The following is a 15,746-nucleotide window of genomic DNA, read 5'->3' as shown; positions in this document are numbered from 1 at the left end:
GTCGCGGCAACGCTATATATAGTGGCAACAAGGTGAGGTCAAGCGCAGCATTCTGCGCGGCCTGCCGTTATTGCCCTGAAAAAAGACTGGGTTCGACCTGGACCAAAGCAAAGCGCGGGACCTGCTCGCCGTCAACTTCGACGGTTTCCAGGAACATGCTCAATGGGCGCACCCAAAAGCCGTAATCGCCATACAGTGCTTGGTAAAACACCACTTCTTCTTCGGTCTCGGAGTGCCGTGCCACGTTAAAAACACGGTACTGCGGACCTTTATAATGCTGATAGAGCCCTGGTTCGACTTTCATGCTCTGGCCCTCTTACAAAATGTCTTGAAAAAAAATATTAAAAATTCCAAAAAACAAAAACCGGGGCACTGGGCCCCGGCTTCCGTCAACGGAACGCTTAGACGCGTTCGAAGACGGTGGAAATGCCTTGGCCGAGACCAATGCACATGGTTGCAACCCCAAGGTTGCCGCCATTTTGCTTCATCACGTTCAGCAAAGTGCCGGAAATACGTGCACCGGAGCAACCGAATGGGTGGCCCAGGGCAATCGCACCGCCGTGCAGGTTAACCTTCTCGTTCATCTTGTCGAGTACTTTCAAATCTTTCAGCACGGGCAGGGCCTGTGCTGCGAAAGCTTCGTTAAGCTCGAAGAAGTCGATGTCGGAGATGGTCAGGCCCGCGCGCTTCAAGGCTTTTTGTGTGGCCGGTACTGGACCATAGCCCATGATTGCCGGGTCCACACCCGCCACGGCCATCGAACGGATCACGGCCAGCGGCTGAATACCCAGGTCCTGGGCACGCTGCGCCGACATCACGATCATGCACGAAGCACCGTCAGTGATTTGCGACGAAGTACCGGCTGTCACGGTGCCGCCCTTTGGATTGAAGGCAGGTTTCAAGGCCGCAAGGCTTTCCAGGGTGGTGTCCGGACGAATGGTCTCGTCGTAGTCGAACAGTTTCAGGAAACCGTTCTCGTCGTAACCGTTCATCGGGATGATTTCATCCTTGAACTTGCCTTCCACGGTGGCCTTGTGGGCCAACTGGTGGGAGCGCAGGCCGAACGCGTCCTGGGCTTCACGGGTAATGCCGTGCATTTTGCCGAGCATTTCCGCAGTCAGGCCCATCATGCCCGAGGCTTTCGCCGCGTACAGCGACATGTGCGGGTTAGGGTCAACGCCGTGCATCATGCTGACGTGGCCCATGTGCTCAACGCCACCGACCACGAACACATCACCGTTGCCGGTCATGATCGCCTGGGCGGCAGTGTGCAGCGCGCTCATCGACGAACCGCACAGGCGGCTCACGGTCTGGCCAGCCGCGGTGTGCGGGATCTGGGTCATCAGCGACGCCATGCGCGCGATGTTCCAGCCCTGCTCCAGGGTCTGATTGACGCAGCCCCAGATCACGTCTTCGACTTCGTTCGGGTCGACCTTGACGTTGCGTTCCAGCAGTTTGCTGATCAGGTGCGCCGACATGTCTTCGGCGCGAGTGTTGCGGTGCATGCCGCCCTTGGAGCGGCCCATTGGTGTGCGACCGAAGTCGACAATCACCACGTCTCTTGGATTCAAGCTCATAAATATTCTCGCTCTGGTCGTCTGGGCGCTTAACCGAAGAAACGCTGGCCGTTTTTGGCCATCTCGCGCAGTTTTTCAGTCGGGTGGTACAGCGGGCCCAAATCAGCGTATTTGTCAGCCAGGGCAACGAACTCAGCCACACCGACGGAATCGATGTAACGCAGCGCACCGCCACGGAATGGAGGGAAACCAATACCGTACACCAGGCCCATGTCGGCTTCGGCAGCGGTTTCAACGATGCCGTCTTCCAGGCAACGCACGGTTTCCAGGCACAGGGCGATCATCATCCAGTTGATGATGTCTTCGTCGGACACCTCACGCTGCTCGTAGATGACCGGAGCCAGCACTTCGTGAACCGACGGGTCGGCCACTTTCTTCTGCTTGCCCTTCTTGTCGGCCTCGTAGGCGTAGAAGCCTTTGCCATTCTTCTGGCCCAGGCGCTTGGCCTCGTACAGCGCGTCGATCGCCGAGCGGCGGTCGTCTTTCATACGGTCCGGGAAGCCTTCAGCCATCACGTCGCGACCGTGGTGGCCGGTGTCGATGCCGACCACGTCCATCAGGTACGCCGGGCCCATTGGCCAGCCGAATTTTTCCATGACTTTGTCGATGCGCACAAAGTCCACACCGGCACTGACCAGCTTGGCGAAACCGCCGAAGTAGGGGAACAGCACGCGGTTGACCAGGAAGCCCGGGCAGTCATTGACCACGATCGGGTTCTTGCCCATTTTCTTGGCGTAGGCAACGGTGGTGGCAACCGCCAGCTCGCTGGACTTCTCGCCACGGATCACTTCCACCAGCGGCATCATGTGCACCGGGTTGAAGAAGTGCATGCCGACGAAGTTTTCCGGACGCTTGAGGGCCTTGGCCAGCAAGCTGATGGAAATAGTCGAGGTGTTCGAGGCCAGGATAGTGTCGTCTTTAACCTGAGCTTCCACTTCAGCCAATACAGCCTGCTTGACCTTCGGGTTCTCGACAACGGCTTCGACCACCAGGTCGACGTGGCCGAAATCGCCGTAGGACAGCGTAGGACGAATGCCGTTAAGCACTTCAGCCATCTTCGCAGGGGTCATGCGGCCTTTATCAACGCGGCCGACCAGCAGCTTGGCGGCTTCTGCCAGGCCTTGCTCGATGCCGTGCTCGTTGATGTCTTTCATCAGGATCGGCGTGCCTTTGGACGCCGACTGATAGGCGATACCGCCGCCCATGATACCGGCGCCAAGTACGGCAGCCTGTTTCACGTCTTTGGCGATTTCGTCGTAGGCCTTGGCCTTTTTCTTCAGCTCCTGATCGTTCAGGAACAGGCCGATCAGGCTTTGCGCAGCCGAGGTTTTCGCCAGTTTGACGAAACCAGCCGCTTCCACTTCCAGGGCTTTGTCGCGACCGAAGTTCGCGGCTTTCTGGATGGTCTTGATCGCTTCAACCGGCGCCGGGTAGTTCGGGCCGGCCTGGCCTGCCACGAAACCTTTGGCGGTTTCGAACGACATCATTTGTTCGATGGCGTTGAGCTTGAGTTTTTCCAGCTTCGGCTGACGCTTGGCCTTGTAGTCAAATTCGCCGCTGATGGCGCCCTTGATCAGGTTCAGTGCGGCTTCGGCGAGTTTCTCCGGGGCAACCACGGCATCGACGGCGCCGACTTTCAGCGCGTCTTCAGCACGGTTTTCCTTGCCGGCGGCGATCCACTCGATGGCGTTGTCGGCACCGATCAGGCGCGGCAGACGTACGGTGCCGCCGAAACCCGGGTAGATGCCCAGTTTGACTTCAGGCAGGCCGATTTTGGCGGTGGCCGACATCACACGGAAGTCTGCCGCCAGGCACATTTCGAGGCCGCCGCCCAGCGCGATGCCATTGATCGCGGCAACGGTTGGCACGTTGAGGTCTTCGAAATCGCTGAAAATCTTGTTGGCTTCGAGGTTGCCGGCCACAAGCTCTGCATCGGGCAGCTTGAAGTTGTCGACGAATTCGGTGATGTCAGCGCCGACGATGAACACGTCCTTGCCGCTGGAGACGATCACGCCCTTGACCGAAGCATCTGCTTTGATGGTGTCTACGGCCTGACGCAATTCATTCAGGGTTAGACGGTTGAACTTGTTGACGGACTCACCCTTGAGGTCGAATTTCAATTCGACGATGCCACTTTCAAGAGCTTTAACCGTGATGGCTTTACCTTCGTAAATCATCAACTGATCTCCACGATATGGAAGCTGAACAGTACACACTGGACGCTGGCCTCTGGTCTGACATTGATTATTTCGTCAATGCTCATGCCAATCCGCCAGGCACACCCGCCAATGCGATAGTCGGGGTTATGTATGAGCCGTCTGACAGACAAACGCTCAATTCATACGCCCGTTTGATTTGGGTACGCCACCTTCATCCAATTCCGGGCAATTGTCAATCGCTCGAAAGGCCAGGAAAAACGCGACTTTCCAGTCATTTCAGAACCTCAACCATAGGCCTGCGCCCCGTCAATATTCAAATATTCACGAAATCAATAACAGAAAAGTTATGGGAAAAGACTGTACAGAACCGGATATACCGCTAGGCTAGCGACAACCGTAACGCGCCTGGATGAACATCCGACGCGAGTACCACAGATTTACCGGCCTGCCTGGCCAACTCCAGCCCGATGATGAATGTCGGGCTTTTTAATGCCTGGCTTTTGAGCCGAGACCTCAGGCCAGGGCCTTGAGCAGCTTATCAATGGCCTGCAACACACTCGCCTCGCCCTTCTCGCCCCAATACAAGGCGATCATTTGCTTGTCGGCCTCGACCTTGTAGACGTTGTCCGGCAGCGTCGCAAAATGCGGCAACAACTTCTCATCCACACACACTTCGCGCCATTGGTTGACCCACACCCCAGGCTCCAGCTGCCAGTAACTCCAGAGGGCCGGCGTGCTGCCGCGCCGTGGCCGACAGTACTGCGCACACGGGCTCGGCGGCTCGTGCTTGAGCCAGTGCGGCCACTCCTGAGGCGACAACTGCATGGCCAGGCCAATGCGGCGCGCCTCCATGCGCAGGGCCATGCGCCCGCTCTGATGGCGCGACGGGCGCAGCCATGCCAAGGGGCTCAAAACCACCACAAGGATTGACACCACTATCCAGACCGTCATATGTGTACTCCCGAATTTCCAGATGAGCGGATTTGATCTGACGCAACCCCATCCGCTTGAAAGCAGCCATACTGAATTTATTGCAGTCCCCTGGAGGAACGCCTCATGCCCTACCAACATATTCTGGTCGCTGTCGATCTGACCGAAGAGTGCGATCCAGTGATCAAGCGCGCGCAGGAATCTGCATTGGCCAATGGCGCCATCCTCTCGCTGGTGCACATCGTCGAACCCATGGCCATGGCCTTTGGCGGTGACGTGCCAATGGACCTTTCCCAGTTGCAGCAACAACAATTCGACCAGGCCAAGGAGCGCCTTGACCGTTTGATTCTCAAATACCCGCACCTGAAAAAGGAAGACTGCCACCTGACCTACGGCCAACCGCGCCAGGAAATCCACCATCTGGCCAAGGAAAAGGCTTGCGACCTGATCGTGGTCGGCAGCCATGGTCGTCACGGTTTGGCGTTGTTGCTGGGCTCTACCGCCAATGATGTGTTGCACGGCGCGCCGTGCGATGTGCTGGCGGTGAAGCTGGTCAAGGACACCAGCAAGTAAGACCAATGAAAATCCAATGTGGGAGCTGGCTTGCCTGCGATAGCGGTGTATCAGTCGCCAGACGTATCAACTGGCAGACTGCAATCGCAGGCAAGCCAGCTCCCACATTTTGATCCGTATTTCATATAAAAAACCCGGTGTTCATCCAACTGAACACCGGGTTTTTTAATGCACTGGAATCACTCAGGCATCCAGCTCGGCCCAACGCTCAACCAGCGCTTCCAGCTCCTGGTTCAACGTTTCCAGGGAAGCGATGACCTTAGCGGTTTCCGCCGCCGGACGCAGGTAGAAACCCGCGTCAGCCATGTCTGCCTCTACTGCAGCGATCTGCTGCTCCTTGGCGTCGATATCACCCGGCAACGCTTCCAGCTCACGCTGCAGCTTGTAGCTGAGCTTCTTCTTGTTGGCAGCCGGTACGGCTTCCTGAACCGGCGCAGCTGCGACCGGAGTCACCACCGCCGAGGTCAGATCGGCCTTGCCGGACTTGCTTTCGGTCACGCCCAGCAGGCGCGGCGAGCCGCCCTGACGCAGCCAGTCCTGATAACCCCCCACGTATTCACGCACCTTGCCTTCGCCTTCGAAGACCAGGGTGCTGGTGACCACGTTGTCGAGGAATTCCCGGTCGTGGCTGACCATCAGCACGGTGCCGTTGAAGGTCAGCAACACTTCCTCGAGCAGTTCCAGGGTTTCAACGTCGAGGTCGTTGGTCGGTTCGTCGAGTACCAGCAGGTTGGCCGGTTTGCTGAACAGCTTGGCCAACAGCAGACGCGCACGCTCACCACCGGACAAGGCTTTCACCGGGGTACGCGCACGTTGCGGGCTGAACAGGAAGTCGCCCAGGTAGCTCAGCACGTGGCGGCTCTGGCCGTCGATATCGATAAAGTCGCGACCTTCGGCGACGTTGTCGATCACGGTCTTTTCCAGGTCCAGCTGATGGCGCAACTGGTCAAAGTAGGCCACGTCGATCTTGGTGCCTTCTTCGACCTTGCCGCTGGTCGGCTGCAGGCCGCTGAGCATCAGCTTGAGCAAGGTGGTCTTGCCGGTGCCGTTGGCGCCCAGCAGGCCGATACGGTCGCCGCGCTGCAGGACCATGGAGAAGTCCTTGATCAGGAACGGACCGTCCGGGTGATGGAAGCTGACGTTTTCCAGCACCATCACTTGCTTGCCGGATTTCTCGGCGGTATCAAGCTGGATATTCGCCTTGCCGGTGCGCTCGCGACGCTCGCCACGCTCAACGCGCAGAGCTTTCAGCGCGCGTACACGGCCTTCGTTACGGGTGCGGCGCGCCTTGATGCCCTGGCGGATCCAGACTTCTTCCTGGGCCAGCTTTTTGTCGAACAGGGCGTTAGCGGTTTCTTCAGCGGCCAGCGAGGCCTCTTTGTGCACCAGGAAGCTGGCGTAGTCGCCGTTCCAGTCGATCAGGCCGCCACGGTCCAGCTCGAGGATGCGCGTGGCCAGGCTCTGCAGGAAGGCCCGGTCGTGCGTGATAAACAACACGGCGCCCTGGAAATCCTTGATGGCTTCTTCAAGCCAGGCGATTGCGCCGATGTCCAGGTGGTTGGTCGGTTCGTCGAGCAGCAGCAGGTCCGGCTCGGACACCAGGGCCTGGGCCAGCAGCACGCGACGACGCCAGCCGCCGGACAATTCGGCGAGGGTCTTGTCCGGCGGCAGTTGCAGACGGCTCAAGGTGCTGTCGACCAATTGCTGCAAGCGCCAGCCATCACGGGCTTCGAGGTCTTGCTGAACATGCATCAGCTTGTTCAGATCGTCTTCGGTGACGCAGTTCTGCGCCAGATGATGGTATTCGGCGAGCAACGCGCCAACGCCGTCCAGGCCTTCGGCAACCACGTCGAACACTGTCCGTCCGTCGGCCACCGGCAATTCTTGCGGCAATTCGCCGATCTTGAGGCCCGGGGCACGCCAGACAGAGCCGTCATCGGGCTTCTGGTCGCCTTTTACCAGCTTCATCATGCTGGACTTGCCGGTGCCGTTGCGGCCGATGATGCACACCCGCTCACCACGGGCGATCTGCCAGGACACCTTGTCCAACAACGGCATAGCGCCGAAAGCAAGGGACACATCGCTGAATTTGAGCAGGGTCATACGCTTCTCCAAAAACTGGGCGCGCATTCTACCTGACTTGAGGGTGGGATGCGGCTGGCATTTTCTCTATCGACACGTTCAGAAGGACATTTCCCGCGAACCTGAACGAACCGTCCAGCAAAGCTTTCGCCTGCCTCCGGCAAAAGGCTAAGCTAGGGGCAATCAGTGTCGGCAGTGCCGGTGCTAGTCGTGATTTCTCTGCACGGACGTCTCATGCGCAGTCGCCTTTTCAACTTTTTATCTTGTCTGCTTCTTTCTGCCACCGCCGTTCAATCCGCCCAGGCCGTGGACCTCACCACCCAACGTCAATATTACGATGAAGCCAAACGCGCCCTGGCCAAGGGCGACAGTGGTCCGTACATGCAATACAGCGCCGCCCTGGCCGACTACCCGCTCACGCCGTACCTGGCCTACGACGAACTGACCGCGCGCCTGAAAACCGCGAGCAATGAGGAAATCGAACAGTTCCTCGCCAAAAACGGCGACCTGCCCCAGGCCAACTGGATGAAGTTGCGCTGGCTACGCTGGCTGGCCGACCGTGGCGACTGGCAGACCTTTGAAAAGTACTACGACGCCAAGCTCAATTTCGTCGAGCTGGACTGCCTGCATGGCCAGTACCAGCTCACGCACAATCTGAAAGCCGAAGGCTACAAGACCACCGAAAAACTCTGGTTCACCGGCAAATCCCAACCGGCCGCCTGTGACGCCACGTTCGGCCAGTGGGCCGCCGACGGCCAACTGACCGAGCAGAAGATCTGGGACCGCGCCAAGCTCGCCGCCGAAGCGCGCAACTACGCGCTGGCCAACAGCCTGGTGAAAACCCTGCCGACCCTCGGCGCCCAGGGCCGCGTGATGGTGGACGTGGCACAAAACCCCAACCTGCTCGGTGACCCGTCGCGTTTCCTGCCGGCCAATGAGGCGATGTCTGATGCCGTAGGCCTTGGCTTGCGTCGCCTGGCACGCCAGGACCCGGACAAGGCCATGGCTCTGCTCGACGGCTACGCCAGCAGCATGCACTTCTCCCGTGACGAAAAAGTGTCGATCGCCCGCGAAATCGGCCTGACCCTGGCGCGCCGCTATGACCCGCGCGCGCTGGACGTGATGACTCAGTACGACCCGGAGCTGCGTGACAACACCGTCTCCGAATGGCGCCTGCGCTTGCTGCTGCGCCTGGCGCGCTGGGAAGATGCCTACCAGTTGACTCGCAAACTCCCACAGGACCTGGCGACCACCAACCGCTGGCGCTACTGGCAGGCACGCAGCCTGGAACTGGCTGAGCCAAAAAACCCGCAGGCCATGGTGCTGTACAAAAACGTGGCCAAGGAGCGTGATTTCTACGGTTTCCTCGCCGCCGACCGCTCCAAATCCCCGTATCAACTGACCAACAAACCGCTGGTGATGAGCCAGGCGTTGATGAACAAGGTACGCAACACCCCGGGCGTGCGTCGCGCCCTGGAGTTCTATGCGCGTGGTCAAGTGGTTGATGGCCGCCGCGAGTGGTACCACGTCAGCCGCCACTTCAACCGCGACGAGATGGTCGCCCAAGCCAAACTGGCCTACGACATGAAGTGGTATTTCCCGGCGATCCGCACCATCAGCCAGGCGCAGTACTGGGATGACCTCGACATCCGCTTCCCGATGGCTCACCGCGACACATTGGTGCGCGAAGCCAAGGTACGCGGCCTGCATTCCAGCTGGGTATTCGCCATCACCCGTCAGGAAAGCGCCTTCATGGACGACGCCCGCTCCGGCGTCGGCGCCAGTGGCCTGATGCAACTGATGCCCGGCACCGCCAAGGAAACCGCGCGCAAGTTCAGCATCCCGCTGGCCTCACCGGCCCAGGTGCTGGACCCGGACAAAAACATCCAGCTCGGCGCCGCCTACCTGAGCCAGGTGCACAGCCAGTTCAACGGTAACCGCGTGCTCGCCTCCGCCGCCTACAACGCCGGCCCCGGCCGCGTGCGTCAGTGGCTGCGCGGTGCTGACCACCTGAGTTTCGATGTGTGGGTGGAAAGCATCCCGTTCGACGAAACCCGCCAGTACGTACAGAACGTGCTGTCTTATTCGGTGATCTACGGGCAAAAACTCAACTCACCGCAGCCGCTGGTGGATTGGCATGAGCGGTATTTTGATGATCAGTAAAGGCTGACCCGGAAATAAAAATGCCCGCATTGAGAGATGCGGGCATTTTTATGGCGCTGCCGGACGCTCGCTGTGTACAGCTTCGGCCAACGCCAAGCTCAAGGCCTGCAACATGAACTCGACGAAAGGCGTCGCTTCTGCCTGCTGGTCGGCCGCCGAAAGCGCGCCATAGTAGGCATCCTGCTGCTCCCGTATTACCGCCTCCACCGGAAGATACGCCAGTACCGGGCGCCACTGGCTGAGGATCAAGGTTTGCCACAGTCGCCCCATCCGCCCGTTACCGTCTGCGAACGGGTGGATAAATTCGAACTCGTAATGGAACACGCAACTGGCGATCAATGGATGCCAATCAGAAACCGACAGCCATTGCAGTAGATCATCCATCAGATGCGTCACGCGGCTCGCAGGCGGGGCCATATGCACCAGCTGCTCACCGCGATAAATACCCACACCGCCCTGACGAAATCGGCCAGCGTCGTCGATCAGCCCAAACATCAGCAATTCGTGGGCTTGCAGGAGATCAGCACGATCACTCGCGGACCACTGCGGCATGGCTTCGTATGCAGCGAATGCATTACGTACTTCCTGGATCTCTCGAGGCAATCCCAACACTCGCTTGCCCTCAAGAACCGCAGTCACCTGCTCGACACTGAGGGTGTTGTTTTCGATGGCCAGCGAGGCCTGAATCGTACGAATTCGATTGCCGCGTCGCAGCTGAGGCGTCTGACGATGATCTTCACCGACTGAAAGTTGGCCGATCTGCTCGCTGATGTCAGCTACCAGCGCCAACATCTTTGTAGTCAGGGTCAACGGAGGTTGATAACGGCTCATGTCCTCATCCGGTTCAATAACGAAAGACCACATGATGCCTTAAGGTCATGGCGCAGCGCAGCTTCAATCAATGTCCAGCCCATCACTGAACTGCAACGCCGCCAACCGCGCATACAGCGGGTTGCTCGCGATCAACTGCTGATGCGTGCCCACCGCCACCAGCTTGCCCTGGTCCATCACGGCTATCCGGTCGGCGTTCTTCACCGTGGCCAGCCGGTGGGCGATGACCAGCGTGGTGCGCCCCTGCATCAACTGCGGCAAGGCCTGCTGAATCAAATGTTCACTCTGGGCATCCAGCGCACTGGTGGCTTCGTCGAGCAGCAGGATCGGTGCGTCCACCAACAATGCGCGGGCGATGGCCAGGCGTTGGCGTTGGCCGCCGGAAAGGCCCATGCCGCCATCCCCGAGGTGGGTCTGGTAGCCGTCAGGCATTTGCAGGATGAAATCATGGGCGTGGGCTATGCGCGCGGCAGCTTCGACCTGTTCGCGGGTGGCCGACGGGTTGCCGTAGCGGATATTTTCTTCGACGCTGCCGTAAAACAGCGCCGGGCTCTGTGACACCAGGGCGAAATGCCGGCGCAGGTCCATCGGGTCGAGTTCGGTCAGCGGATGGCCTTCGAGCAGAATGCGGCCTTGCTGAGGGTCGTAGAAGCGCAACAGCAGGTCGAAAATCGTTGACTTGCCAGCCCCCGACGGCCCCACCAGCGCCAGGGTTTCGCCGGGGTTGATGGTCAGATTCAAGCCGTCAATGGCGTAACTGTCAGGCCGCGAGGGGTAGGAAAAGCGCAGGTCCTGCAGCTCCATGCGACCACTGACGCGGTCCGGCAACTGCACGATGCCTTCGGTCGGCGCCTGGATTTCGTTGCTCGACTGCAACAGCTCGCCAATGCGCTCGGCGGCACCGGCGGCGCGCTGCAGCTCGCCGAGTACTTCGCTCAAGGTGCCCACGGCGCTGCCGACGATCAGGCTGTAGAACACGAACGCTGCCAGCTCACCGCCGGAAATCCGCCCGCTGATCACGTCCATGCCGCCGACCCAGAGCATCACGCCCACCGCGCCCAACACCAGCATGATCACCAGCGTAATCAGCCAGGCACGTTGCACGATGCGTTTGCGCGCCGTGGTGAACGCGTCCTCAACGGTGACCGCGAAGCGCTGTTCGTCCTGCACCTGGTGGTTGTAGGCCTGCACGGTTTTGATCTGGCCGAGAGTCTCGGACACGTAACTGCCGACGTCAGCAATGCGGTCCTGGCTCAGCCGCGACAGGCTGCGCACGCGGCGACCGAAGATCAGGATCGGCGCCAGTACCAGCGGCAGCGCCACCACCACGATGCTGGTCAGCTTGGGGTTGGTGACAAACAGCAACACGATGCCGCCGATCACCATCAAGGCGTTTCGCAGAAACAGTGAGAGCGACGAGCCGATCACTGATTGCAGCAAGGTGGTGTCGGTGGTCAGCCGTGACTGGATTTCCGAGCTGCGGTTGTTCTCGTAGAAGCCCGGGTGCAGGTAGATCAGGTGGTTGAAGACCTGTCGGCGAATGTCCGCCACCACGCGCTCGCCGATCCATGACACCAGATAAAACCGCGCAAAGGTGCCCACGGCCAGGCCCAGCACCAGCACCATGAACAGCCCGATCGATTGGTTGAGCAAATGCGGCGACTGGGTCATGAAGCCCTGGTCCACCAGCAATCGAATCCCCTGCCCCATGGACAAGGTAATACCTGCGGTGACAATCAACGCCAACAGCGCTCCCAGCGCCTGCCAGCGATAGGGCGCAATAAAGCGACTGGCCAGGCGAATCGCGCGACGTTGACGGGCAGAGAACATGAAAGGCACCACCTGATGAGGGGAGATAAGTATCTACACACCCACATGGGGGGAACTTGAGCAAATAACAATGAGTCAGGTTAATTATGCCCGCCGATGCAGGCACCTAGAGGCTATCGGTCTAACGTCTGGCTGGAAATTTGTATCGGTTTCTGGTGCACTGGGCGTTCGAACCCGTGACTTTGTAAGGAGTTGTAATAGCTTGGTCACGCGGGGGAATTACAGTAGGTACACAACCTGATGAGGAGACAGGCCATGACCTTGCAAAATAGCAGCGAAGCCAAGATTGAAGTGATTCGCCAGCCGCAGCAGTTGCCTTGCTCGTATATCGATGCCAAGGGCCGCGAAGTGCAGATTACCGAAGAGATGATCCAGCAAGCGTGCAGCGACCTGGAACAGCGACTGGTCAAGCCTGCGCAGCAAGGCTGAAGTGCCCACGCTCTTTTAAACCCGGCCTGATGGCCGGGTTTTTTATGCGCCGTTAAATCGTCTGGGCACCCAAGGCGCTCACGATATTTGCCAATACAGCCGACTCACCGTTGATGCGCACCTTCAGGCCATCAATTTCACGGCGCTCCGGGTAATGCTTGCGTAGCAGGTCGAACGCCTTGCGCTGCTCTTCCACTGTTCCCACAAGGCTACGGCGGAAATCCGCGTCATCGCGGCGCGGGTCGTACACGCTGCGGCACAAGATCGCCAGGGCCCAGGCGGGATCGGTCGATGCATTCAAGTGCACTTCGGCTAGCCAAGGCGGCGGCAGCAGGTCACTCAGTTGAATGCCCGGCTCCTGGCCCAGGTGAGCGCAGAACGCTTGATAAATCTGCGCCGTGCCGCGCTGCTTGCCGTCCAGGCTGTACCCGGCGATGTGCGGGGTGGCCAGCACACACAGGTCGGCCAGGTCGACGTCCACCTGCGGCTCGCCTTCCCATACGTCCAGCACCGCTTGCAGGTCTTCGCGCTCCAGCAGCACTTCGCGCAGCGCGGCATTGTCGACCACCGGACCCCGGCTGGCGTTGATCAGCCAGGTGCCGGGTTTGAGGCTGTTGAGGCGCTGGCGATCAAACAGGTGCCAGGTAGAGCCATTGCCGGACTTGGTCAGCGGTGTGTGCAGGCTGATCACGTCGCACCTTTCGATGATCTGATCCAGGCTCACGTAGTCGCCGTCTTCGGTGATCTGACGCGGCGGGTCGCACACCAGCACGTTCCAGCCCAGGCCCTTGAGCACCTTGACCAGCCGCCCGCCGACTTCGCCAGCGCCAACCACACCATAAGTACGCGTATAGAGGTCGGCGCCTTCAATCTCCGCCAGGGTCTGCAAACTGCCCAGCACATAATCCACCACGCCACGCGCATTGCAGCCCGGCGCGCTGGACCACTGAATGCCCGCCTGCTTGAAGTACTCGAGGTCCAGGTGATCGGTGCCGATGGTGCAGGTGCCGACAAAGCGCACCTGGGTGCCGTCCAGCAAGGCGCGGTTGACGTTGGTCACCGAGCGCACCAGCAATACATCGGCCTGCTCGACCGTGGCGCGGTCGATGGAACGGCCGGGCACCCGGCGAATCTCGCCAAACCCTTCGAAGAATGCATCAAGCAGCGGGATATTTTCGTCGGCAACAATCAACATGGCAGGCTCCTTTCGCGGATTCGCAGTGTACAGGTGTGGGAGCTGGCTTGCCTGCGATGCAGACACCTCGGTCTATCAGCTATACCGAGCTGATCCTATCGCAGGCAAGCCAGCTCCCACAAAAGCCTGTCCCACAGGGGGTCAGCGTCTGCGAGAGAGGCGCTTACAAATCCCTAACACAGGTTTTTTCCTGACCACTGCGTCAACGCGTAGACTTCGCCGTCCTTTGCAACGCTTTTACTGGACACTCGCACGTGAACATCGCCACCACCGCCCTCTCCCGCCCCGCCCGCGTCAGCCGCGAGGTGCGCAGCCTGTTGAGCCTGGCCCTGCCGATCATGATCGGCCAGTTGGCGACTACCGCCATGGGCTTTGTCGACGCGGTGATGGCCGGGCGCGTGAGCCCGCGGGACCTGGCGGCGGTGGCCCTGGGCAACTCGATCTGGATTCCGGTGTACCTGCTGATGACCGGCACCCTGCTGGCCACCACGCCGAAAGTCGCCCAGCGCTTCGGTGCCGGTCAACACACCGAGATCGGCCCGCTGGTGCGCCAGTCCTTGTGGCTGGCGCTGATGGTCGGCATTACGGCGCTGTTGATGCTGATCAGTGCCGAACCGATCCTGCACGTGATGAACGTCGACCCTGAGCTGATCAAACCCTGCATGGCCTACCTGCACGGCATCGCGTCCGGCATGCCGGCCATCGCCCTGTACTACGTGCTGCGCTGTTTCAGCGATGGCCTGGGCCGCACGCGCCCGAGCATGGTCATGGGGTTATGCGGGCTGGCGCTGAATATTCCGCTGAACTACGTGTTCATCTATGGCCACTTCGGCGTGCCGGCCATGGGCGGCGTGGGCTGTGGCTGGGCTACGGCGATCGTGATGTGGGTGATGATGCTCGGTTTGGCCGCGTGGACTCGTTGGGCACCGGCCTATCAAAGCAGCGAGCTGTTCAAGCGTTTCGACTGGCCGCAATGGGCGGTGATCAAGCGCGTGCTGAACATCGGCTTGCCGATTGGCATCGCGGTGTTCGCCGAGTCGAGCATCTTTGCAGTGATCGCCTTGTTGATCGGCAGCCTGGGTGCCAACGTTGTCGCCGGGCACCAGATCGCGCTGAATTTCAGCTCGCTGGTGTTCATGATCCCCTACTCCCTGAGCATGGCCGTCACCGTGCGTGTCGGCCAGGCATTCGGCCGGGGCGAGCCACGTGAGGCGCGCTTTGCCGCCGGGGTCGGCATGGGCACGGCGCTGGCTTACGCGTGCCTGTCCTGCAGCCTGATGCTGCTGTTTCGCGAACAGATTGCGACGATCTATACGCCCGACGCGCAAGTGATTCACGTCGCCTCGATGCTGATCGTGTTTGCGGCGCTGTTCCAGTTCTCCGACGCGATCCAGGTCACCGCCGCCGGGGCGCTGCGCGGTTATCAGGACACACGGGTGACCATGGTGCTGACGCTGTTTGCCTACTGGGGCGTGGGATTGCCGGTGGGTTACGCCTTGGGGCTGACCGAGTGGCTGGGCGCCGCCAGCGGGCCGAGCGGGCTGTGGCAAGGGCTGATCGTGGGCTTGAGCTGCGCCGCCGCCATGCTGGTGATCCGCCTGGCACGCAGTGCGCGCCGGCGGATTCGCCTGGCTTAAGCGGACTTCTTGCGAATCCAGTACAGGTACGTACCGGCCTGCTCCTGCTGATCCACCAGTTCGTGGTCGAGAAACACACAGAACTTGGGGATATCGCGGCGGGTCGAGGGGTCGGTCGCGATCACCTTGAGCAAGCCGCCGGGCGGCAGGTCACGGATGTGCTGGTGCAGCATCATCACCGGTTCCGGGCAGTTGAGGCCGGTGGCGTCGAGGGTGGCGTCGACGGGTAGATCAATACTCATTAGTCACTCCTGAAACAGTCCCGCTCTTCTGTGGGAGCGGGCTTGCCCGCGATGACGGGGGCACATTCAACATAGATTTCGACTGTTATACCGCTATC

Annotated in this window: 12 protein-coding genes and 1 pseudogene; 4 read left to right on the top strand and 9 right to left on the bottom strand. The window is 60.1% G+C overall.

All coding sequences use genetic code 11. The annotated features are described in order from the left end of the window. Positions 1-67 precede the first annotated feature (67 nt). The 4 genes from BFW87_RS19575 to BFW87_RS19560 all read right to left on the bottom strand — a co-directional run bounded on the left by BFW87_RS19575 (position 68) and on the right by BFW87_RS19560 (position 4,687). The gene (locus BFW87_RS19575; protein ID WP_017137419.1) at positions 68-304 is read right to left on the bottom strand and encodes a DUF1653 domain-containing protein; all 237 of its coding nucleotides are present in this window, start codon (positions 302-304) and stop codon (positions 68-70) included. 97 nt (positions 305-401) lie between these two features. Next, the gene (fadA, locus tag BFW87_RS19570) at positions 402-1,577 is read right to left on the bottom strand and encodes an acetyl-CoA C-acyltransferase FadA (RefSeq protein WP_024074080.1); all 1,176 of its coding nucleotides are present in this window, start codon (positions 1,575-1,577) and stop codon (positions 402-404) included. Between the two features lie 29 nt (positions 1,578-1,606). Beyond that, positions 1,607-3,754 (bottom strand): fatty acid oxidation complex subunit alpha FadB, encoded by a 2,148-nt coding sequence (gene fadB / locus BFW87_RS19565; RefSeq protein ID WP_078741378.1) that lies wholly within the window; start codon positions 3,752-3,754, stop codon positions 1,607-1,609. Positions 3,755-4,249: 495 nt separating this feature from the next. Beyond that, a complete protein-coding gene (locus BFW87_RS19560; RefSeq protein ID WP_078741377.1) occupies positions 4,250-4,687 on the bottom strand; it encodes a hypothetical protein in 438 nt (145 codons plus the stop codon). A 105-nt stretch (positions 4,688-4,792) separates the two neighbouring features. On the opposite strand from BFW87_RS19560, the gene BFW87_RS19555 reads away from it, so the two are divergent. Next, on the top strand, positions 4,793-5,239 hold the full coding sequence (locus tag BFW87_RS19555; RefSeq protein ID WP_078741376.1) for a universal stress protein: 447 nt from the start codon (positions 4,793-4,795) through the stop codon (positions 5,237-5,239). A 183-nt stretch (positions 5,240-5,422) separates the two neighbouring features. Here the strand turns inward: BFW87_RS19555 and BFW87_RS19550 are convergent, their stop codons facing one another. Further along, on the bottom strand, positions 5,423-7,342 hold the full coding sequence (locus tag BFW87_RS19550; protein ID WP_078741375.1) for an ATP-binding cassette domain-containing protein: 1,920 nt from the start codon (positions 7,340-7,342) through the stop codon (positions 5,423-5,425). 213 nt (positions 7,343-7,555) lie between these two features. Between BFW87_RS19550 and BFW87_RS19545 the strand changes: the two genes are divergently transcribed. Next, positions 7,556-9,484 (top strand): transglycosylase SLT domain-containing protein, encoded by a 1,929-nt coding sequence (locus tag BFW87_RS19545; protein WP_078741374.1) that lies wholly within the window; start codon positions 7,556-7,558, stop codon positions 9,482-9,484. Positions 9,485-9,547: 63 nt separating this feature from the next. Here the strand turns inward: BFW87_RS19545 and BFW87_RS19540 are convergent. Next, positions 9,548-10,315, bottom strand: a pseudogene (locus tag BFW87_RS19540) (Fic family protein); the annotation flags it as partial. A gap of 63 nt (positions 10,316-10,378) precedes the next feature. Continuing rightward, positions 10,379-12,145 (bottom strand): ABC transporter transmembrane domain-containing protein, encoded by a 1,767-nt coding sequence (locus tag BFW87_RS19535; RefSeq protein WP_078741372.1) that lies wholly within the window; start codon positions 12,143-12,145, stop codon positions 10,379-10,381. Positions 12,146-12,400: 255 nt separating this feature from the next. On the opposite strand from BFW87_RS19535, the gene BFW87_RS32020 reads away from it, so the two are divergent. Continuing rightward, the gene (locus BFW87_RS32020) at positions 12,401-12,574 is read left to right on the top strand and encodes a PA1571 family protein (RefSeq protein WP_176159785.1); all 174 of its coding nucleotides are present in this window, start codon (positions 12,401-12,403) and stop codon (positions 12,572-12,574) included. A 52-nt stretch (positions 12,575-12,626) separates the two neighbouring features. On the opposite strand, the gene pdxB is transcribed toward BFW87_RS32020, so the two are convergent. Then, positions 12,627-13,769: a 4-phosphoerythronate dehydrogenase PdxB gene (pdxB, locus tag BFW87_RS19530; protein ID WP_078741371.1), complete on the bottom strand. Its 1,143-nt coding sequence runs from the start codon at positions 13,767-13,769 to the stop codon at positions 12,627-12,629. Positions 13,770-14,023: 254 nt separating this feature from the next. Between pdxB and BFW87_RS19525 the strand changes: the two genes are divergently transcribed. After that, positions 14,024-15,406, top strand: coding sequence for an MATE family efflux transporter (locus BFW87_RS19525; RefSeq protein WP_078741370.1), 1,383 nt, complete (start codon positions 14,024-14,026; stop codon positions 15,404-15,406). On the opposite strand, the gene tusA is transcribed toward BFW87_RS19525, so the two are convergent. Next, positions 15,403-15,648, bottom strand: coding sequence for a sulfurtransferase TusA (tusA, locus tag BFW87_RS19520; protein ID WP_078741369.1), 246 nt, complete (start codon positions 15,646-15,648; stop codon positions 15,403-15,405). The two genes, BFW87_RS19525 and tusA, sit on opposite strands and share 4 nt — an antisense overlap. Positions 15,649-15,746: the final 98 nt, after the last annotated feature.

It is taken from the genome of Pseudomonas fluorescens (assembly GCF_002022275.1).
GTDB classification, from domain to species: Bacteria; Pseudomonadota; Gammaproteobacteria; order Pseudomonadales; family Pseudomonadaceae; genus Aquipseudomonas; species Aquipseudomonas fluorescens_AJ.
Note: the sequence above shows the minus strand (reverse complement) of the source record. Positions and strands in the feature narration are given on the sequence as shown.